A 15,723-nucleotide genomic window follows, 5' to 3' on the forward strand; every position below is an offset into this window, starting at 1 on the left:
GCGCGGTGGCGACGCCGACCGCCAGGCCCTCCAGGTCGGAGCCGGGCAGCGGGCCGCGCTCGGCGACCGCCCGCTCCAGGCTCGGGCCCTCGATGTACTCGGTGACGACGTAGAGCGGGTCGCGGTCGAGCTCGGCGTCCATGACCGGCGCGGTGCAGAACCGGCGGACCTGCCGCGCGGCGGTCACCTCCCGCCGGAACCGGTCCCGGAAAGCGGCCTCCCCGGCCAGCTCCCGGTTGATCACCTTGACGGCGACGCGGCGGCCGGCGCGGTCCGTCCCGAGGTAGACCGTTCCCATGCCGCCGCGGCCGAGCCGGCCGACGAGCCGGTAGGGGCCGAGTTCCGCGGGGTCCTCGGGGCGCAGGGCCTCGCCGTTCTCTCCTGCGTGCGTGGTCATCGCGTTCCTGAACTGGGGGAATCGGGAGTCTTCCGTAGAACCCTAGCGGGCCTTGGTATTTCGGACGCGCGAAGCGCTCAGGACGTTCGGCGCGCCCGCGGCAGGGTCCGGAACGGCGGCAGCGCCTCGCCGGTGAGGCCGAAGGCGTAGGCGATGACGCGGCCGGACCAGCGGTGGCAGCCGACCGCCAGCCGGTACAGCACCCGCGGGTAGCGCCTGGTGAACGGCACGACCAGCCAGCTCAGCGACATCACGATCACGAGCAGCGCGTACAGGGCCAGCATCACGACCAGGTGCGGGACGACGAGCAGCCCCCTGAGCGGTGAGAACCAGCGGCGCGGCCCCTGCCACGACGCGGGGAACGGCAGGTCGACGACCACCGTCGACTCGCCCTCGGACGCCGGCGTCGGGGCGCTCGGCGCGGACGGGACGGGCGCGGGGGCGGGCCGGTCGGCGGCGGGCCGGGGGCGCGGCACGTCCGCCGCGCGGGGGGCGGCGGCGGGCGGCGGCGTCGCGGCGGCGCCGTTCGCGTCCGGCCCGCGCCAGGACAGCGAGATCGTCTCGGTGGTGTGCTCCAGGTCGTCCTGGCCGACGAGCCGGGTGAGGAGCCGCCGCGCGGACGGCCGGCGCCGCGGGTCCTTGTGCAGCGCGGCGGCGACGATCTCGCGCAGCCGCGGGTCGAGGCCGGACAGGTCCGGCTCCTCGCCGCCGATGCGCTGGAACGTCTCGGCGACCGTCCTGCCCTGGAAGGGCGGGCGCCCCGTCCCGGCGTAGGCGACGACGCAGCCCCAGGAGAACACGTCCGACGCCTGCTCGACGGGCTCGCCGCGCAGCACCTCGGGCGCGATGTAGGCGGGCGTCCCGACGAACTGGCCGGTGCGGGTCGGCCCGTCGGCGGAGTCGAGCGCGCGGGCGATGCCGAAGTCGATCACGCGCGGGCCGGTGGAGGACAGCAGCACGTTCGCGGGCTTGAGGTCGCGGTGGACGATCCCCGCCCCGTGGATGGCGGCGAGGGCGGTGGCGACGCCGACCGCGAGGCCCTCCAGGTCGGAGCCGCCCAGCGGGCCCTTGTCGCCGACGGCCGTCTCCAGGTTCGGCCCGTCGATGTACTCGGTGACGATGTAGGGCGGGTCCTGGTCGAGCGCGGCGTCGATCACGGGCGCGGTGCAGAACCGGTGGACGCGCCGCGCCGCCGTCACCTCGCGGCGGAACCGGGCGAGGAACGCGGGCTCCCCGGCCAGGTCGCGGTTCACGACCTTCACCGCGACGCGCCGCCCGTCCGGCTCGGCGGCGAGGTACACGGTGCCCATGCCGCCCCGGCCCAGCCGTCCGAGCAGGCGGTAGGGGCCGAGGACGCGGGGTTCGTCCTGCTCCAGCGGTCCGGCGGCGTACGTCGTCATGGCGGGCGGGCTCCTCGAAGATCGTATATTCGAGCCCAGCCTAAGGGAGCCGCCGCGTCCCGGAGGGACGGTCAGGGGATCACCAGAAGCTTGCCGGTGCTCCGCCGCGCCTCCAGATCGGCGTGTGCCGAGCGGGTGTCGGCGAGGCCGTACCGGCGTCCGACGTGCACCTTCACCCGGCCGTCCGCCACCCAGCGGTAGACGTCGGCGGCGCGCTCCAGCAGCTCCTCGCGGGCCGAGATGAAATGCACGAGCGACGGCCGCGTCAGGTACACCGAGCCCGCCGCGTTGAGGCGCTGCGGGTCGAACGGCGGCACCGGGCCGCTCGCCGCCCCGTACAGCGCGAGGACGCCGCGCGGGCGCAGGCTCGCGAGGCTCCCGTCGAAGGTGGCCGCGCCGACCCCGTCGTACACGGCCGCGACGCCCTCCCCGCCGGTCAGCTCCCGCACGCGGGCGGGGAAGTCGTCGTAGCCGAGCGTCGCGTCGGCTCCCGCGTCGGCGGCGAGCTCGCGCTTCTGCGGGGTGGACGCCGTCCCGATCACCCGCGCGCCGAGCGCGGCCGCCGCCTGGACGAGCAGCAGCCCCATCCCGCCCGCCGCCGCGTGGACGAGGACGGTGTCGCCCTCCCGGACCGCGTACGTCGCCCGCGTCAGGTAGTGCGCGGTCATGCCCTGGAGCAGGACGGCCGCCGCGTCCTCCAGGCCGACGCCGTCGGGGACGGGCACGACCCGGTCCGCCGGGACGACGGCCTGCTCCGCGTGCCCGCCCTGGATGTTCGCCCAGGCGACGCGGTCGCCGACCGAGAACTCGCGGACGCCGTCGCCGACGGCGGCGACCGTCCCGGCGGCCTCCACGCCCGGCGTGTACGGGAGCTCCTGCGGGTAGGCGCCCGTCCGGTAGTACACGTCGATGAAGTTGACGCCGCCCGCCGCCACGTCGATCAGCACGTCGCCGGGGCCGGGCTCCGGCCGCGGCAGCTCCGCGGGCGCCAGGACCTCGGGCCCGCCGGTCTCGGTGACGACGATCGCGCGCATGTGGTGTCCTCCTGCCGGACGGTTGGGAACGATCACGGCAACCCGTCTCCCCGGCGGGCTATTCCACCGCGCGGGCGGTCACACCCACTCGCGGACGGTGCGGCCGATGAGCGCGACGGACTCCTCGACGCGGGCGGCGACGGTGCCCGCGTCCCAGATGTCGCGGCGGGCGCAGTCCTCGAACGCGACCTTGGCCGCCGCCATGAAGAACGCGACGACGAACCGGGGGCGCAGGTCCTCCACGGGGTCGACGCCCTCGCGCCGCGCGATCTCGGCGACGAGCGCGTCCGTCGTCGCCGAGTGCGCCGCCATGTGCGCGGTGACCAGCGTCGGCGTCGACTCGATCACCTGCCGGACGCGGCGGAACCGGGCGCTGTCGGTCGGGTCGCCCTGGGCGATCGCGCACAGCACCACGCGCAGCGCCTCGAACAGCGCGGTGAACGGCCGCTCCCCGGCCGGGCGGGCGGCGAGGGCCTCCTTCAGCAGGCGGTCGTGCTCGGACAGGGTGCCCGTGATCACGTCCTCCTTGGTGGCGAAGTAACGGAAGAACGTCCGCTGCGACACCTCCACGGCGGCCACGATCTCGTCGATCGTGGTCTCCTCGTAGCCCTGGGAGAGGAACAGGTCGAGCGCCGCGTCGAGGAGCGCGAGGCGGGTCCGCTGCTTCTTGCGCTCGCGCAGCCCGGCGAGCGCGGGGCCCTGCTCGGACGTCTGCTCGGCCGACTGCTCGGGCGGCTGCTCGGGCTCGGGCGGCCGCCCGGGCTCCGCGGGCTGCTCGGCCGGCCGTTCAGGCCGCTGACCGGGTGTCTTCCCCGGTCCTTGCGCGGGGGCACCGTCGCGGGCGGGGGGACCGCCGGTCTCGGGGCTCGACGGGTCGCCGGCGGGGACGGCGCTCATCGGCTCGCTCCTTCTGTCCGCTGGACGCGGGCGCTGGACGCCCGGCTCTCAGAGGCTTCTATCACGGACGCGCCCTCCGTATGCGCGCCGGGGTTCCACCATCCGGAACCCGTTCCGCGCCCGGATTGGCGTGTTTGCGCCCGGCGCGTCGCGGCGCCTCCTCCGGTCCATCCTCGCCGAATATCCCGGCGACCGTCCCACTCTGTGGATTTCCGCTGCGCAGCGAGGGAATCCGGGTCATGCTGAGAGTCGGTCACCAACCGTTGCCGGACGGTCGCCGAAGGTCATCGCCCGGCGGCTCGGACCATGCTGAGGCGGCTGATTGTGTCTGTAGTCGGTGGACGGGGGATCGCCGAGGTGCGCAAGCGGCACCTCGCGGCCCTCGCGCACGAGGTCGAGGCCCACGGCCTGTCCTGGCGGCTGACCGGCCCCGGGGAGTCACTACTGAGCGTGTCCGGGCCGGGGGCGCGCAGGCAGCTCATGGTCGTCGCGACCCCGTCCGGTGAAGGGTGGTCCTATCTGTGGCCGGGCGGCGGGATGGCCGACGTCGCCGAGGTCGCCGACGTCGCCGAGCGGCTCGCCCGGCTGCTCGCCTGACCGCCCGGCCCGCGGCGGCGCCGTCCCGGTCCGGCACGCGCTCCGGCCGCCCCGCCTTGCTCGCGGGGCGGCGACTTCCCTACACTCCCTGATGCGAACATTCGTTCGAATCAGCAGAGGTCCGCATGTCCTTCCCCCGTGCGGTGAGCGCGAGGGGGAGGCAGATGACGCGCGTGTTCGGCGACCCGGTGGACGTCTGGGTGAGCGACGGACGTCCGGTCCGGTTCGTCTGGCGTGGCCGGCTCTACACCGTCCGGCGGGTGCTGGAGCACTGGGTCACGACCCGTGACTGGTGGCGGGAGCGGCAGCCCGACGGCGAGGCCACCGGGGAGCGGGAGTTCTGGCGGGTCGAGGCCACCCCGGACCGGGAGATCGGCGTCTACGAACTGCGTTACGACGTGCCCGCCGACAGCTGGCTGCTTTCCCGGGTATGGGATTGACGTGCACCTTCATGTCGCTTCGGGCTACTCGCTCCGGTACGGCGCCGCCGCCCCGGCGGCGCTGGCCGAGCGCGCGGCGGGCCTCGGCATGGAGACGCTCGCGCTGACCGACCGGGACGGGCTGTACGGCGCCGTCCGTCACGTTCTGTCATGCGCGGACGCGGGGATCGGCGCCGTCGTCGGCGCCGACCTGAAGGTCGCCTCGACCGGCGAGGAGCGGATCGTCGTCCTCGCCGCGGGGCGCGCCGGGTACCGGTCGCTCTGCCGCCTGGTGACGGCCGCGCACGCGGCGGGCGAGCGCGGGAACCCGCTGGTGACGCGGGAGATGGTCGGCGCGCACGCGGACGGCCTGGTCGTCCTGCTCGGGCCCTGGTCGGACGTCGGCCGCGCCGTCGCCGGGCGCCGTCCGGACGTCGCGGCCCGCCTCCTGCGGCTGTGGCGCGGCACGGTCGAGACGGCCGTCGAGATCGTGAACCACCTGGACGAGGGGGACGGGCCCCGCGCGGCCCGGATGCTCGCCCTCGCCCGCTCCGCCGGGGTGCCCGCGGTGCTGGGCAACGCCGTCCGCTACCTGGACCCGGAAGACCATCCCGTCGCGCAGGTGCTGGACGTGACGCGCCGCCGCGTCCCGCTCGACCGCCGCCACCTGGACGACCGGACCGGGCAGGCGTACCTGAAGCCCGTCCCGGAGATGCGCCGGGTCGCGGAGCTGGCCTGCGGCCCGGACGAGGCGGCCGCATTGCTCGCCGAGACCCGGCGGCTGTCGGAGCGGTGCGTCCTCGACCCGGCCCGCGACCTCGGCATGGACGAGGTCCACCTGCCGTCCGTCGGCGGCGGCGACCCGTACGCGCGGCTCGTCGCCCGCTGCGCCGACGGCCTGGCCCGCCGCGGCCTCGCCGGCTCCCGGACGGCGGCGGCGCGGCTCGACGCCGAGCTGGCGGTGATCGCCCGGAAGGGCCTCGCGTCCTACTTCCTCACGGTCGCGGACGCCGCCGCGCTGATCAGGGCGCGGGGCATCCGCTGCGCGATCCGGGGCTCGGGCGCGGGCAGCCTCGTCACCTACCTGCTCGGCATCGGCGACCTCGACCCGCTGCGGCACGGCCTGCTGATGGAGCGGTTCCTCGCCGACAGCCGGGACGGCCTGCCCGACATCGACCTGGACGTCGAGTCCGCCCGCCGCCTGGAGGCCTACCAGGCGCTGTTCGACCGGTTCGGCGCGGACGGCACCGCCTGCGTGTCGATGATGGAGACCTACCGGGCGCGCAGCGCGATCCGCGACGTCGGCAACGCGGTCGGGCTCCCGCCCGCCGAGATCGACGCGATCGCGAAGGCGTTCCCGCGGATCCGGGCGAGCCAGATCCGCGCCGCGCTGCACGACCTGCCGGAGCTGCGGCAGAGCAACCTCGCGTCGGGACGCCTCGAGGTGCTGTTCCGGATCGCCGAGCGGCTGGACGGCCTGCCCCGGCACGTCGCCATGCACCCGTGCGGCGTCCTGCTGTCGAACCCGACGCTGCGCGACCGGACGCCGGTCGAGCGCGCCGCGACCGGCTTCCCGATGAGCCAGTTCGACAAGGACGACGTCGAGGCGATGGGCCTGCTCAAGCTGGACGTTATCGGCGTCCGGATGCAGTCGGCGATGGCGCACGCGGTGGCGGAGGTCGCGCGGACGACGGGGGAGGAGATCGCGCTGGAGGACGTCCCGCGCGACGACCCCGCGACGTACGCGCTGGTCCGCACGTCCCGCACGCTCGGCTGCTTCCAGATCGAGTCGCCCGGCCAGCGGGAGCTGATCGGCCGCCTCCAGCCCCGCGACCTGGACGACCTCGTCCTCGACATCTCGCTGTTCCGCCCCGGGCCGGTGAACTCCGACATGGTGACGCCGTTCCTGGAGGCCCGCGCCGGGACGCGGGAGCCCGCCTACCCGCATCCCGACCTCGAACCGGTGCTGCGGGAGAGCCTCGGCGTGGTCGTCTTCCACGAGCAGGTGCTCCGCGTGTTCGACGTCATGACCGGCTGCGGGCTGTCGAAGGCGGAGGCGGCGCGGCGGAGCCTGAACCACGAGCGGGGGCAGGCCGTCGTCGGCGCGTGGTTCCGGAAGCGGGCGCTCGCGCGCGGCCACGACGCGGAGACCGTCGAGCGCGTGTGGCGGATGCTGACCGCGTTCGGCGCGTTCGGGTTCTGCAAGGCGCACGCCGCGTCGTTCGCGCTGCCCACCTACCAGTCGGCCTGGCTGAAGCGTCACCACACGGCCGCCTTCTACGCGGGCGTCCTCACCCACGACCCCGGCATGTATCCGAAGCGGGTGATCCTGGACGACGCGCGGCATTTCGGCGTCCCGATCCTGCCGCTGGACGTCAACCGGTCGGCGGCGGCGTGGCACGTCGAGCCGGTGTCGGAGGGCGGCCCGGCCGGGATCAGGGTCGCGCTGAGCGAGGTCAGGGGTATCTCCGACGCCGAGGTCAACAAGATCGTGGACGCCCGTCCGTACGCGTCGCTGACCGACTTCTGGCGGCGCGCCCGGGTGTCCCGGCCGACGGCGGAGCGGCTCGTCCTCGCCGGGGGGTTCGACGGCGTCCACGCGGGGGCGCTCCGCCGCGACCTGCTCTGCCGGGTCGGCGCGCTGGAGCGGGCCGCCGCCCCGCCGCCGGAGGTCGAGGGGCAGCTCCCGCTCGACGGCGCGGACGGGACCGGGCTCGGGCTCGTCCCGGCCGAGGACGCCGTGCCGGCCGGGCTGCCGCCGATGACCCCCGCCGAGGTCGTCGAGGCGGAGCTGGACGTCCTCGGCATGGACGTCAGCCGCCACCTCGTCACGTTCTTCGACGGGCTGCTCGACGCGCTCGGCGTCGTCCGCGCGGCCGACCTGGCCGGACGCCCCGACGGCGCGGACGTCCTCGTCGCCGGGGTCAAGGTCGCGACGCAGACCCCGGCGGTCCGGTCCGGGCAGCGGGTGATCTTCGCCACGCTGGACGACGCGACCGGCCCGGTCGACCTCACGTTCTTCGAGTCCGTGCAGGACAGGTGCGCCGCGACCGTGTTCGGCCGGTGGCTGCTCGTCGCGCGCGGCCGGGTGCGGCGGGCGGCCGGGGCCCGGGCCGCGTCGATCACCGCCTACGCGTGCTGGGACCTGACCGTCCTGCACGAGGAGTGGCTGCGCGGCGGCATGGCCGCGGTCCGCGCCGCGATGGCGGGCCCGCCGCGGCCGGGACGCCCGGTGGGGCGGCGGATCGTCCAGCCCACCGGGTTCGCCATGTCGCCGTACTCGGACGTCGGCCACGCGGGAGGCGCGGTCAAGCGCCCGCCCGCGGCGCGCCTGTGGCACACCAGCCAGGGCTCGTCCGGGCCGACGCCCTAGCTGGGGCCCGGGGCCTGGGCCGAGGACGACGCGAACAGGCACTGCAACCGCGTGATCTGGAAGACGGTCGCCATGGCCAGCGTCGCGGCCAGCGCCTGGAACGCGGCGGCGGCGACGCCGACGTGGACGTCGAACCGGGCGTCCGCGAGCGTGTCGACGCTGCCGTGCGTGAACGCGTGCCCGAGGACGAGCCCGAGCAGCGCGCACGTCCACCAGCCCGCGACGACGAGCCCGGCGGCCTGGCGCTCGGCTGTCCGGTACCGGCCGCTGTTCACCCAGACCTCGTAGACCACGCGCGGCGGCATCCACAGGTTGACGATCGGGGTCACCCAGCCGAGCAGCACCCAGGCCCGGTGGTACCGGTGCGGTCCGGGGGACTGCCGGTAGGCGCGCCACAGCCAGGTCAGGTACAGCGCGCCGGTGACCGCGGCCATGATCGTGCTGATCGTGAACACGTCCGCGTAGGGGGCCAGGGCGTGGCCGGTGACCGTCGCGTCGTAGCTGTCATGCGTCGCCCCGCGCAGCGGGTGCGCGAACCTGAGCAGGCTGATCCCCGAGCCGAGCGCGACGAACGCGTTGAAGCCGAGCAGCATGAACACGGCCACGCCGACGGCGCGGAAGTCGCGGCGCCGCGCCCACGCCCCGCACGCCGGGCACCGGGCGACCTCGGCCGGGATGATGTCGCCGCACAACGCACACGGCATGCTCCACCTCCGACGGCCCTTTGCGCTTCGCTGCTTTGGATACTACGTACGTTTGACTTGCGCGGGCCCACACGGGTTCACGCTCAGACATGGAAGACGAGCCGGACCGCCGCGAAGGCGCCCGCCGCGGTGACGGCGGCCCAGGCGGCGAGGCGGCCGAGCCCGCCGGTGGACAGCAGCCGCTCCGGCCGGAACCCGGTGACTACGAGCAGCGCCCACCACTCGGCGGTCAGCGCGATCGTCGCGTACAGCGAGCCGAAGCCGACCAGCGAGAACACGAGGACGACGCCCGCCGGGGTCACCGTGTGCGCGAACAGCGCGGGCCCCCGGTCCAGGCCGCGCAGCCCGCCGCGCAGCCGCAGCAGGACGAGCCCCCACCCGGCGGCGAACAGCGCCCAGACGATCAGGACGGTCACGGGCAGCCCGTTCATCGACTCCGGTGCCAGCGCCTCTCCCTTCCCCCGAATTCGGTCGTCGCCCCGCGCCCGGTCAGGCGGTGAGGCCCGACTCCCACGCCCACGCGGCCGTCTCGACCCGGTTCCGGGTGCCGAGCTTGCGGTGCACGCTGCCGAGGTGCGTCTTCACCGTGGACAGCGACACGAACAGCTCGGCGGCGATCTCCTCGTTCGTCCGGCCGCGGGCGACCAGGCGAACGACGTCCACCTCCCGGTCGGTGAGCGGCTCGCTCGGCGGGCGCGGCGCCGCGGACGGGCGGGCGAGGTGCTCCAGCAGCCGGACGGTGATCGACGGCGACACCAGCGACCCGCCGCTCGCGGCCGCGCGGACAGCCTCCACCAGCAGCGCGGGCCCGCTGTCCTTCAGCAGGAACCCGACCGCGCCGCCGCGCAGCGCCCCGTAGACGTACTCGTCCAGGTCGAAGGTCGTGACGATCACGATGCGCGGCGGGTCGGGGACGTCCGGGCCGGCGAGCGCGCGGGTCGCGGCGAGGCCGTCCATCCTCGGCATCCGGATGTCGAACAGGCACACGTCCGGGCGGAGCCGGCGGGCCAGCGCGACGGCCTCGGCGCCGTCGGCGGCCTCCCCGACCACCTCCATGTCCGGCTGCGAGTCGACGATCATCCGGAAGCCGGTCCGGACCATCTCCTGGTCGTCGGCGATGAGTACGCGGATGGCCACGGGCCGATTCTGTCAGCAATCCCCGGTGAAGCGGTCGGCGGTCGAGCGGTCAGCGGTCGGCGGGGGCCCGGCCGTCCGGGACCGGCAGCACGGCGACGACCTCCCAGCCGCCGTCCGGGCGCGGGCCCGCGCGCAGCCGCCCGCCGAGCGCGCCGACCCGCTCGGACAGCCCGGACAGCCCGAACCCGCCGGACGGGAGCCGGCGGCCGCGGCCCCGGCCGTCGTCGCGGACCGCGACCTCGACGTCGCGGCCGACCCGCGCGAGCGTGACCTGGACGGTCGCGGCGTCGGCGGCGTGCTTGCGGACGTTGGTGAGCGCCTCCTGCACGATCCGGTGCGCCGACGTCGCGACCTCCGGCGGCAGCGTGCCGAGGTCGGGCGCGAGCGTCAGCGCGGCTGGCGGATGCGTGAACCCGTCGACCAGCTCGCGGAGCCGGGCGAGGTCCCCGACCGGACGGGTCGCGGCGGCGCCGTCCCCGCGCGCCTCGCCGTCCGGGGCGTCGACGTGCTGGGCGTCGCGGAGCAGGCCGACCATGCGGCGCATCGACGTCAGCGCCTCGGTGCCCGCCTTCTCGATCCCGCCGAGCATCGCGTCGAGCTGCTCGGGGGACTGGGCCGCGCCGGACCCGGCGGTGAACCGCGCCGCCTGCGCCTGGACGACGATCCCGGTCACGTGGTGGGCGACGAAGTCGTGCAGGTCGCGGGCCAGCTCCAGGCGCTCGTCCCGGCGCGCGGCGGCGAGCGCGCGGGACCGGCGGGCGTCGATGGCGCGCAGGTACAGCCCGATGCCGAGGGCGACCGCGACGGTGATGCCGAGCGGGGCGGTGAACAGCAGCGCGGCGAGCGGCGAGTAGCGCAGCGGCGTCGCCATGATCGTCGCGCCGATCACGACGGAGGTCGGGACGAGCCGCTGCCGGTCCGTCCGCCACACCGTCCGGGCCAGCACGATCAGCAGGCCGCCGGTCTCGGCGAACAGGCTCGGCTCGCCGGACTCCGCGACGCCCGCGAGCCCGCCGTAGAGGGTGGTCAGCGCGGACAGCGCCACGGCGGCGAACGTCCAGCCGGCGAACCGGCGGCCGGAGACGGCCGCGCCGTTCGCGACCGCCGCGACGGCCACCAGCCACAGCGGCCCGGCCTCGCTGAAGACGTAGGCCGTGCAGGCCAGCAGGTACAGGCCCGCGAACCCGGCGTAGGAGGCGCGCAGCAGGCAGCCGCCCACCGAGTGGATGCGGTCGAGCCTCGCGCCGATGTCGCTCACGCTCAGGCAGCGTACGACCCGTGGCGGACCGATGGATCAGCCGTTCGGCTGATCCGCGCCCTCCGGGACCGGACCCTCGCCCGATGCGGCCCGCCCCGCCCGGCGCGCACGCTGGAGGCATGTCCTTGATATATCTGCCCCTCATCGTGGCGTTCGCCGCCTTCGTGATCTACGGCGGGATCGTGATGCCCGTCATGGAGATCGCCGAGTCGATCCGCGCCCGCCGCTCCTGACCGAGCCCGTCCTGACCGAGCCCGTCAGCCGAATAAACGTTCGAGAATGTCGGACCCGGTGCGTAGCGTTGACCTTGTGATTTGGGAGACACCCGGGAACAGGTGTCGAACCAAGTGGCTTGTACCGACGTACCAAGGGGTATGTCGCAGACGGTGGCGACCGCACCGGCGCGGGGCCACCGGGCAAGAAGGAAGGGGTGTCGACATGAGCGCGGCGACCGGCACGTTCCATCTCTCCTACCCGAGGCTCGACGGGCCCGCCGAGCGGACCGTCGTCGAGCCGTGGCTCACCGACCTCTCCCACGCCACGCTGAACGCCTATGCCGAGACCGCGCCGCCGCTGGCCCCGGTCGAGGCGCTGCCCGCGCCGCCCGCGCTGCCCGCGCTGCCCGCGCTGCCCGCGGCGCGCGTGCCCGCGCGGCACGCCCGGCGCAGGCCCGCCCGCGCGGCGGCCGTGGCGGCCTGACCGCGTCCGCACCCGGCAAAAGGGGACCGGCTCCGGTCCCCTTTTCCCTTGCCCTGCTGTCTCATATTTCAAGACATGTTTCTCGATATCTGAGAACTCGGCGTAGGGTGCGGTGACGGCACAGAGAGGTGATCCGCATGACTCCGAAGGCGACCTACACGCACGGCCACCACGAGAGCGTCCTGAGCGCGCACCAGTGGCGCACGGTCGAGAACTCCGCCGCCTACCTGATCGAGCACCTGCGTCCGGGCGCGTCGGCGCTGGACGTCGGCTGCGGCCCCGGCACGATCACCGCCGGGATCGCCGCGCGGGTCGCCCCCGGCCGGGTCGTCGCCGCCGACGCCGCCGAGACCGTCCTCGCCGAGGCCCGCCGGAACAACGCCGGGCTGGACAACGTCGAGTTCGCCGTCGCCGACGTCCACGCCCTGTCCTATGCGGACGGGACGTTCGACGTCGTCCACGCGCACCAGGTCCTGCAGCACATCGCCGACCCGGTGGGAGCGCTGCGCGAGATGCGCCGCGTGGCGAGGCCGGGCGGCGTCGTCGCCGTCCGCGAGGCCGACTTCGGGACGATGATCTGGCACCCGAACCCGCCCGGAATGGACGCCTGGCTCCCCATCTACTACAAGGTGGCGCGCGGCAACGGCGGCGAGCCGCACGCCGGACGCCTCCTCGTCTCGTGGGCGCGGGAGGCCGGGTTCACCGACGTCACCGCGACCGCGTCCGCGTGGTGCTTCGCGACGCCCGCCGAGCGCGAGTGGTGGAGCGAGTCCTGGGGCGGACGTCTGCTCAGGTCGGGGGTGGCGGACGCGGCCGTCGCGGGCGGGCACGCCACCCGCGACGAGCTGCGCCGCGTCTACGCCGGCTGGAAGGAGTGGGCGGCGGCCGACGACGGCTGGTACTCCGTCACCCACGGCGAGATCGTCTGCCGCGCCTGACCCGGCCAGGTCAGAACGGGTCGGTCAGCTCTCCCAGCTTGTCGGTGAGCCGGAGGTTGTGCGAGTAGTCGACCGGGACGGCGATCACCGACACCGCGTCGTCGTCCAGCGCCTTGCGGAGCGTGGGCAGCAGCTCCCCGGCGGACTCGACGCGGTGGCCGCGGGCGCCGAAGCTCTCCGCGTACTTCACGAAGTCGGGGTTGCCGAACGTGATGTTGGAGCTGGTGCCGAGGTCGAGGTCCATCTTCCAGCCGATCAGGCCGTAGGCGGAGTCGTCCCAGACCAGCACCGTGATCGGGATGTCCTCCCGGACGGCCGTCTCCAGCTCCTGCGAGTTCATCAGGAACGCGCCGTCCCCGGTGGCGGCGAGCACCCTGCGCTCCGGGTGCGCGAGCTTCGCGGCGATCGCGCCCGGGACGGCGAACCCCATCGACGACAGCCCGTTCGACACGATCAGCGTGTTCGGCTCGTAGGTCGGGTACATGCGGGCCATCCACATCTTCACCGCGCCCGTGTCGGCGAGGACGATGTCGCTGCGCCCCATGGCCTCGCGGACGTCCGCGACGATCCGGCGCGGGGAGAGCGGGTGGCCGTCCTCCCGGGCGCCCTCGGCCAGCTCCTCGGCGAGCATCTGGCGGATCCGGCGGCCCGTGCCGTTCACGTCGAAGCGGCGGTGGACGGAGTCGGCGAGCGCGCGGAGCGTCCGGGAGATGTCGCCCTGGATGCCGACCTCGACCGGGTAGTGGTCGTCCACCTCCGCCGGGAACTGGTGGATGTGGATGATCTTCTTGTCGGCGTTCGGGTTGACCTTGACCGGGTCGAACTCCTGCGGCTCGTAGCCGACGGCGATGAGGACGTCCGCCTCGTCGAACCCGAAGTTCACGTAGTCGTGGCGCATGAACCCGACCGCGCCGAGCGCGTTCGGGTGGTCGTCGGGGAAGACGCCCTTGCCGTTGAACGTGGTCGCGACCGGCAGGCCGAGGCGCTCGGAGAAGTGGACGAGCGCGGCGCTCGCGCGGGCGCGGGTCGCGCCGTGCCCGGCGAGGACGACCGGCCGCCGCGCGAGCGCCAGCACGTCCGCGGCGCGGGCGATCTGCGACGGCGACGGCTCCTGCGTCCGGACGACGTTGACCGGCAGCGGCCGCAGGCCGGCCGGCACCTTCGCCGACTCGACGTCCTCCGGGATCGCCAGGTACACCGCGCCGGGACGCTCGGTCTGCGCCGTCTTGAACGCCTTGCGGACCACCTCGGGCAGCGACTCGGCGGTCGGCGCCAGCTCCGCCCACTTCGTCACCGGCCGGAACAGCGACACGAGGTCGATGATCTGGTGCGACTCCTTGTAGATCCGGTCCAGGCCGACCTGCGCGGAGATCGCCACGACCGGGGTGCTGTTGGTGGTGGCGTCCGCGACGCCGAGCTGGAGGTTGATCGCGCCGGGGCCGAGCGTCGCCGACGCCACGCCCGCCTTCCCGGTCAGCCGTCCGTAGATCTCCGCCATGAACGCCGCGCCCTGCTCGTGCCGGACGAGGACGTAGCGGATGGACGAGTCGGTCAGCGCGTGGACGAAATGGATGTTCTCCTCGCCCGGGATGCCGAATACGTACTCGACGCCCTCCGCCTCAAGGATCCTGACGAGCAGGCGGGCGGCGTCTTCCTGCGTGGACATCGTGTGTCCCATCTCCAGTCATGCTTATCGCTGGGTGCTGTCTGGTGCAGCGCCCGCGACCCCGCCTCCATTCCAGACACGGATGTGGGGTTGATCTCCCGGGGGCCGCTCAGCCGTCGGCGATGTCCTTGAGGGCGCGCAGGGTGGGCTCGTCCCGGACCCCGGCGACGAGGACGGTGGTGACCGGGCTGTTCCGCCACAGGTCCAGCCGCTCCCTGATCCGGCCGAGCGGGCCGAGGAGGGAGATCGCGTCGGCCAGCTCGTCCGGGACGGCCCTGATCGCCTCGTCCCGGCGGCCCGCGAGGAACAGCGCCTGGACGCGCGCCGCCTCCTCCGCGTAGCCGAGCCGGCCGATCATGTCGAGGTGGAAGTTGCGCTCGCGGGCGCCCATCCCGCCGATGTAGAACGCGACCGGGACCTTCGCGAACTCCAGCGCGCCGCGCAGGTCGTCGGTGACGATCGTGACGACGGTGGCGGCGATCTCGAAGCCGTCCGGACGTCCCGCGAGCGACGCGCCGAACAGCGGCTCGATCCGCCGCGGGTCGATGAACAGCGGCAGCCAACCCTGCGCGACCTCGGCGGCCAGCGCGACGTTCTTCGGCCCCTCCGCGCCCAGGTAGACGGGGATGTCGCGGCGCACCGGATGGACGATCGACTTCAGCGGCTTGCCGAGCCCCGCGCCGCCCGGATACGGGAGCGGGTAGTGCGGGCCGTCGCTCGTCACCGGCCCCTCGCGCCGCCACACCTGCCGGACGATGTCGAGGTACTCGCGGGTGCGGGCGAGCGGCTTCGGGAACGGCTGCCCGTACCAGCCCTCCACGACCTGCGGGCCGGACGCGCCGAGCCCGAGGATGAGCCGTCCGCCCGACAGCGCGTCCAGCGTGAGCGCGTGCATCGCGGTCGCCACCGGGGTGCGCGCCGAGAGCTGCGCGACGGCGGTGCCGAGCCTGATCCGGGACGTCCGCGCCGCGTACCAGGTGAGCGGGGTGAAGGCGTCGGAGCCGTAGGCCTCGGCGGTGAACACCGAGTCGTAGCCGCAGCGCTCGGCGGCGAGCACCGTCTCGGTCTGGTCGTCGGGCTCGCGCTGCCAGTAGCCGACGTTGATGCCGAGCTTCAGGTCCGCGGTCATGGGACACCCTCCGGGTTGGCGACGCACGCGATACTAGAACACGTTCTAGTTCGGTGGAAGGGAGCGGGCGCCCGG

The 15,723-nt window shown here is 74.4% G+C and carries 15 protein-coding genes; 5 read left to right on the forward strand and 10 right to left on the reverse strand.

The features are described from left to right. The 4 genes from ACH01S_RS26255 to ACH01S_RS26270 form a co-directional block, all read right to left on the reverse strand. A partial coding sequence (locus ACH01S_RS26255) for a protein kinase domain-containing protein (protein ID WP_157406315.1) occupies positions 1-397 on the reverse strand: 397 nt, incomplete at its 3' end. A gap of 77 nt (positions 398-474) precedes the next feature. Next, a complete protein-coding gene (locus ACH01S_RS45020; RefSeq protein WP_067896903.1) occupies positions 475-1,797 on the reverse strand; it encodes a DUF4389 domain-containing protein in 1,323 nt (440 codons plus the stop codon). A gap of 71 nt (positions 1,798-1,868) precedes the next feature. After that, positions 1,869-2,831, reverse strand: coding sequence for a quinone oxidoreductase family protein (locus ACH01S_RS26265; RefSeq protein ID WP_067896906.1), 963 nt, complete (start codon positions 2,829-2,831; stop codon positions 1,869-1,871). Between the two features lie 78 nt (positions 2,832-2,909). Then, positions 2,910-3,728, reverse strand: a complete 819-nt coding sequence (locus ACH01S_RS26270; RefSeq protein WP_067896924.1) for a TetR family transcriptional regulator — start codon at positions 3,726-3,728, stop codon at positions 2,910-2,912. Between the two features lie 324 nt (positions 3,729-4,052). Here ACH01S_RS26270 and ACH01S_RS26275 point away from each other — a divergent pair, with 324 nt between their 5' ends. From ACH01S_RS26275 to ACH01S_RS26285, 3 genes are all read left to right on the forward strand, one after another. Then, entirely contained in the window at positions 4,053-4,325 is a 273-nt protein-coding gene (locus ACH01S_RS26275; protein ID WP_246237178.1) for a hypothetical protein, read from the forward strand. 164 nt (positions 4,326-4,489) lie between these two features. Next, positions 4,490-4,765, forward strand: coding sequence for a DUF6504 family protein (locus ACH01S_RS26280; RefSeq protein ID WP_083981160.1), 276 nt, complete (start codon positions 4,490-4,492; stop codon positions 4,763-4,765). 1 nt (position 4,766) lies between these two features. Beyond that, the gene (locus ACH01S_RS26285; RefSeq protein WP_246237179.1) at positions 4,767-8,117 is read left to right on the forward strand and encodes a DNA polymerase III subunit alpha; all 3,351 of its coding nucleotides are present in this window, start codon (positions 4,767-4,769) and stop codon (positions 8,115-8,117) included. Here the strand turns inward: ACH01S_RS26285 and ACH01S_RS26290 are convergent. The 4 genes from ACH01S_RS26290 to ACH01S_RS26305 all read right to left on the reverse strand — a co-directional run bounded on the left by ACH01S_RS26290 (position 8,114) and on the right by ACH01S_RS26305 (position 11,216). Continuing rightward, a complete protein-coding gene (locus ACH01S_RS26290) occupies positions 8,114-8,821 on the reverse strand; it encodes a DUF4328 domain-containing protein (RefSeq protein ID WP_067896933.1) in 708 nt (235 codons plus the stop codon). The genes ACH01S_RS26285 and ACH01S_RS26290 overlap by 4 nt on opposite strands. Positions 8,822-8,904: 83 nt before the next feature. After that, positions 8,905-9,252, reverse strand: a complete 348-nt coding sequence (locus tag ACH01S_RS26295) for a hypothetical protein (RefSeq protein ID WP_246237180.1) — start codon at positions 9,250-9,252, stop codon at positions 8,905-8,907. 58 nt (positions 9,253-9,310) lie between these two features. After that, positions 9,311-9,958 carry a response regulator gene (locus ACH01S_RS26300; RefSeq protein ID WP_083981161.1) on the reverse strand — a complete coding sequence of 216 codons (648 nt, stop codon included), beginning with the start codon at positions 9,956-9,958 and terminating at the stop codon, positions 9,311-9,313. A gap of 49 nt (positions 9,959-10,007) precedes the next feature. Then, on the reverse strand, positions 10,008-11,216 hold the full coding sequence (locus ACH01S_RS26305; RefSeq protein WP_067896938.1) for a sensor histidine kinase: 1,209 nt from the start codon (positions 11,214-11,216) through the stop codon (positions 10,008-10,010). A gap of 438 nt (positions 11,217-11,654) precedes the next feature. Here ACH01S_RS26305 and ACH01S_RS26310 point away from each other — a divergent pair, with 438 nt between their 5' ends. Together ACH01S_RS26310 and ACH01S_RS26315 are read left to right on the forward strand one after the other, a co-directional pair. Further along, on the forward strand, positions 11,655-11,915 hold the full coding sequence (locus ACH01S_RS26310; protein ID WP_067896940.1) for a hypothetical protein: 261 nt from the start codon (positions 11,655-11,657) through the stop codon (positions 11,913-11,915). A 137-nt stretch (positions 11,916-12,052) separates the two neighbouring features. After that, positions 12,053-12,853: a methyltransferase domain-containing protein gene (locus ACH01S_RS26315; protein WP_067896942.1), complete on the forward strand. Its 801-nt coding sequence runs from the start codon at positions 12,053-12,055 to the stop codon at positions 12,851-12,853. Positions 12,854-12,863: 10 nt separating this feature from the next. Here the strand turns inward: ACH01S_RS26315 and ACH01S_RS26320 are convergent, their stop codons facing one another. Together ACH01S_RS26320 and ACH01S_RS26325 are read right to left on the reverse strand one after the other, a co-directional pair. Further along, entirely contained in the window at positions 12,864-14,519 is a 1,656-nt protein-coding gene (locus ACH01S_RS26320) for an acetolactate synthase large subunit (RefSeq protein ID WP_067896952.1), read from the reverse strand. A gap of 109 nt (positions 14,520-14,628) precedes the next feature. Then, complete coding sequence (locus ACH01S_RS26325) at positions 14,629-15,648, reverse strand: LLM class F420-dependent oxidoreductase (protein ID WP_067896954.1); 1,020 nt, start codon at positions 15,646-15,648, stop codon at positions 14,629-14,631. Positions 15,649-15,723 lie beyond the last annotated feature (75 nt).

Source organism: Actinomadura chibensis NBRC 106107, assembly GCF_001552135.1.
GTDB lineage: Bacteria > Actinomycetota > Actinomycetes > Streptosporangiales > Streptosporangiaceae > Spirillospora > Spirillospora chibensis.

Excerpts from the sequence above, each read along its gene's own strand:
- ACH01S_RS26310 (WP_067896940.1), top strand. The coding sequence starts at position 11,655 with ATGAGCGCGGCGACCGGCACGTTCCATCTCTCCTACCCGAGGCTCGAC.
- ACH01S_RS26295 (WP_246237180.1), bottom strand. The coding sequence starts at position 9,252 with ATGAACGGGCTGCCCGTGACCGTCCTGATCGTCTGGGCGCTGTTCGCC.
- ACH01S_RS26270 (WP_067896924.1), bottom strand. The coding sequence starts at position 3,728 with ATGAGCGCCGTCCCCGCCGGCGACCCGTCGAGCCCCGAGACCGGCGGT.
- ACH01S_RS26320 (WP_067896952.1), bottom strand. The coding sequence starts at position 14,519 with ATGTCCACGCAGGAAGACGCCGCCCGCCTGCTCGTCAGGATCCTTGAG.
- ACH01S_RS26280 (WP_083981160.1), top strand. The coding sequence starts at position 4,490 with ATGACGCGCGTGTTCGGCGACCCGGTGGACGTCTGGGTGAGCGACGGA.
- ACH01S_RS45020 (WP_067896903.1), bottom strand. The coding sequence starts at position 1,797 with ATGACGACGTACGCCGCCGGACCGCTGGAGCAGGACGAACCCCGCGTC.
- ACH01S_RS26265 (WP_067896906.1), bottom strand. The coding sequence starts at position 2,831 with ATGCGCGCGATCGTCGTCACCGAGACCGGCGGGCCCGAGGTCCTGGCG.
- ACH01S_RS26315 (WP_067896942.1), top strand. The coding sequence starts at position 12,053 with ATGACTCCGAAGGCGACCTACACGCACGGCCACCACGAGAGCGTCCTG.
- ACH01S_RS26290 (WP_067896933.1), bottom strand. The coding sequence starts at position 8,821 with ATGCCGTGTGCGTTGTGCGGCGACATCATCCCGGCCGAGGTCGCCCGG.
- ACH01S_RS26325 (WP_067896954.1), bottom strand. The coding sequence starts at position 15,648 with ATGACCGCGGACCTGAAGCTCGGCATCAACGTCGGCTACTGGCAGCGC.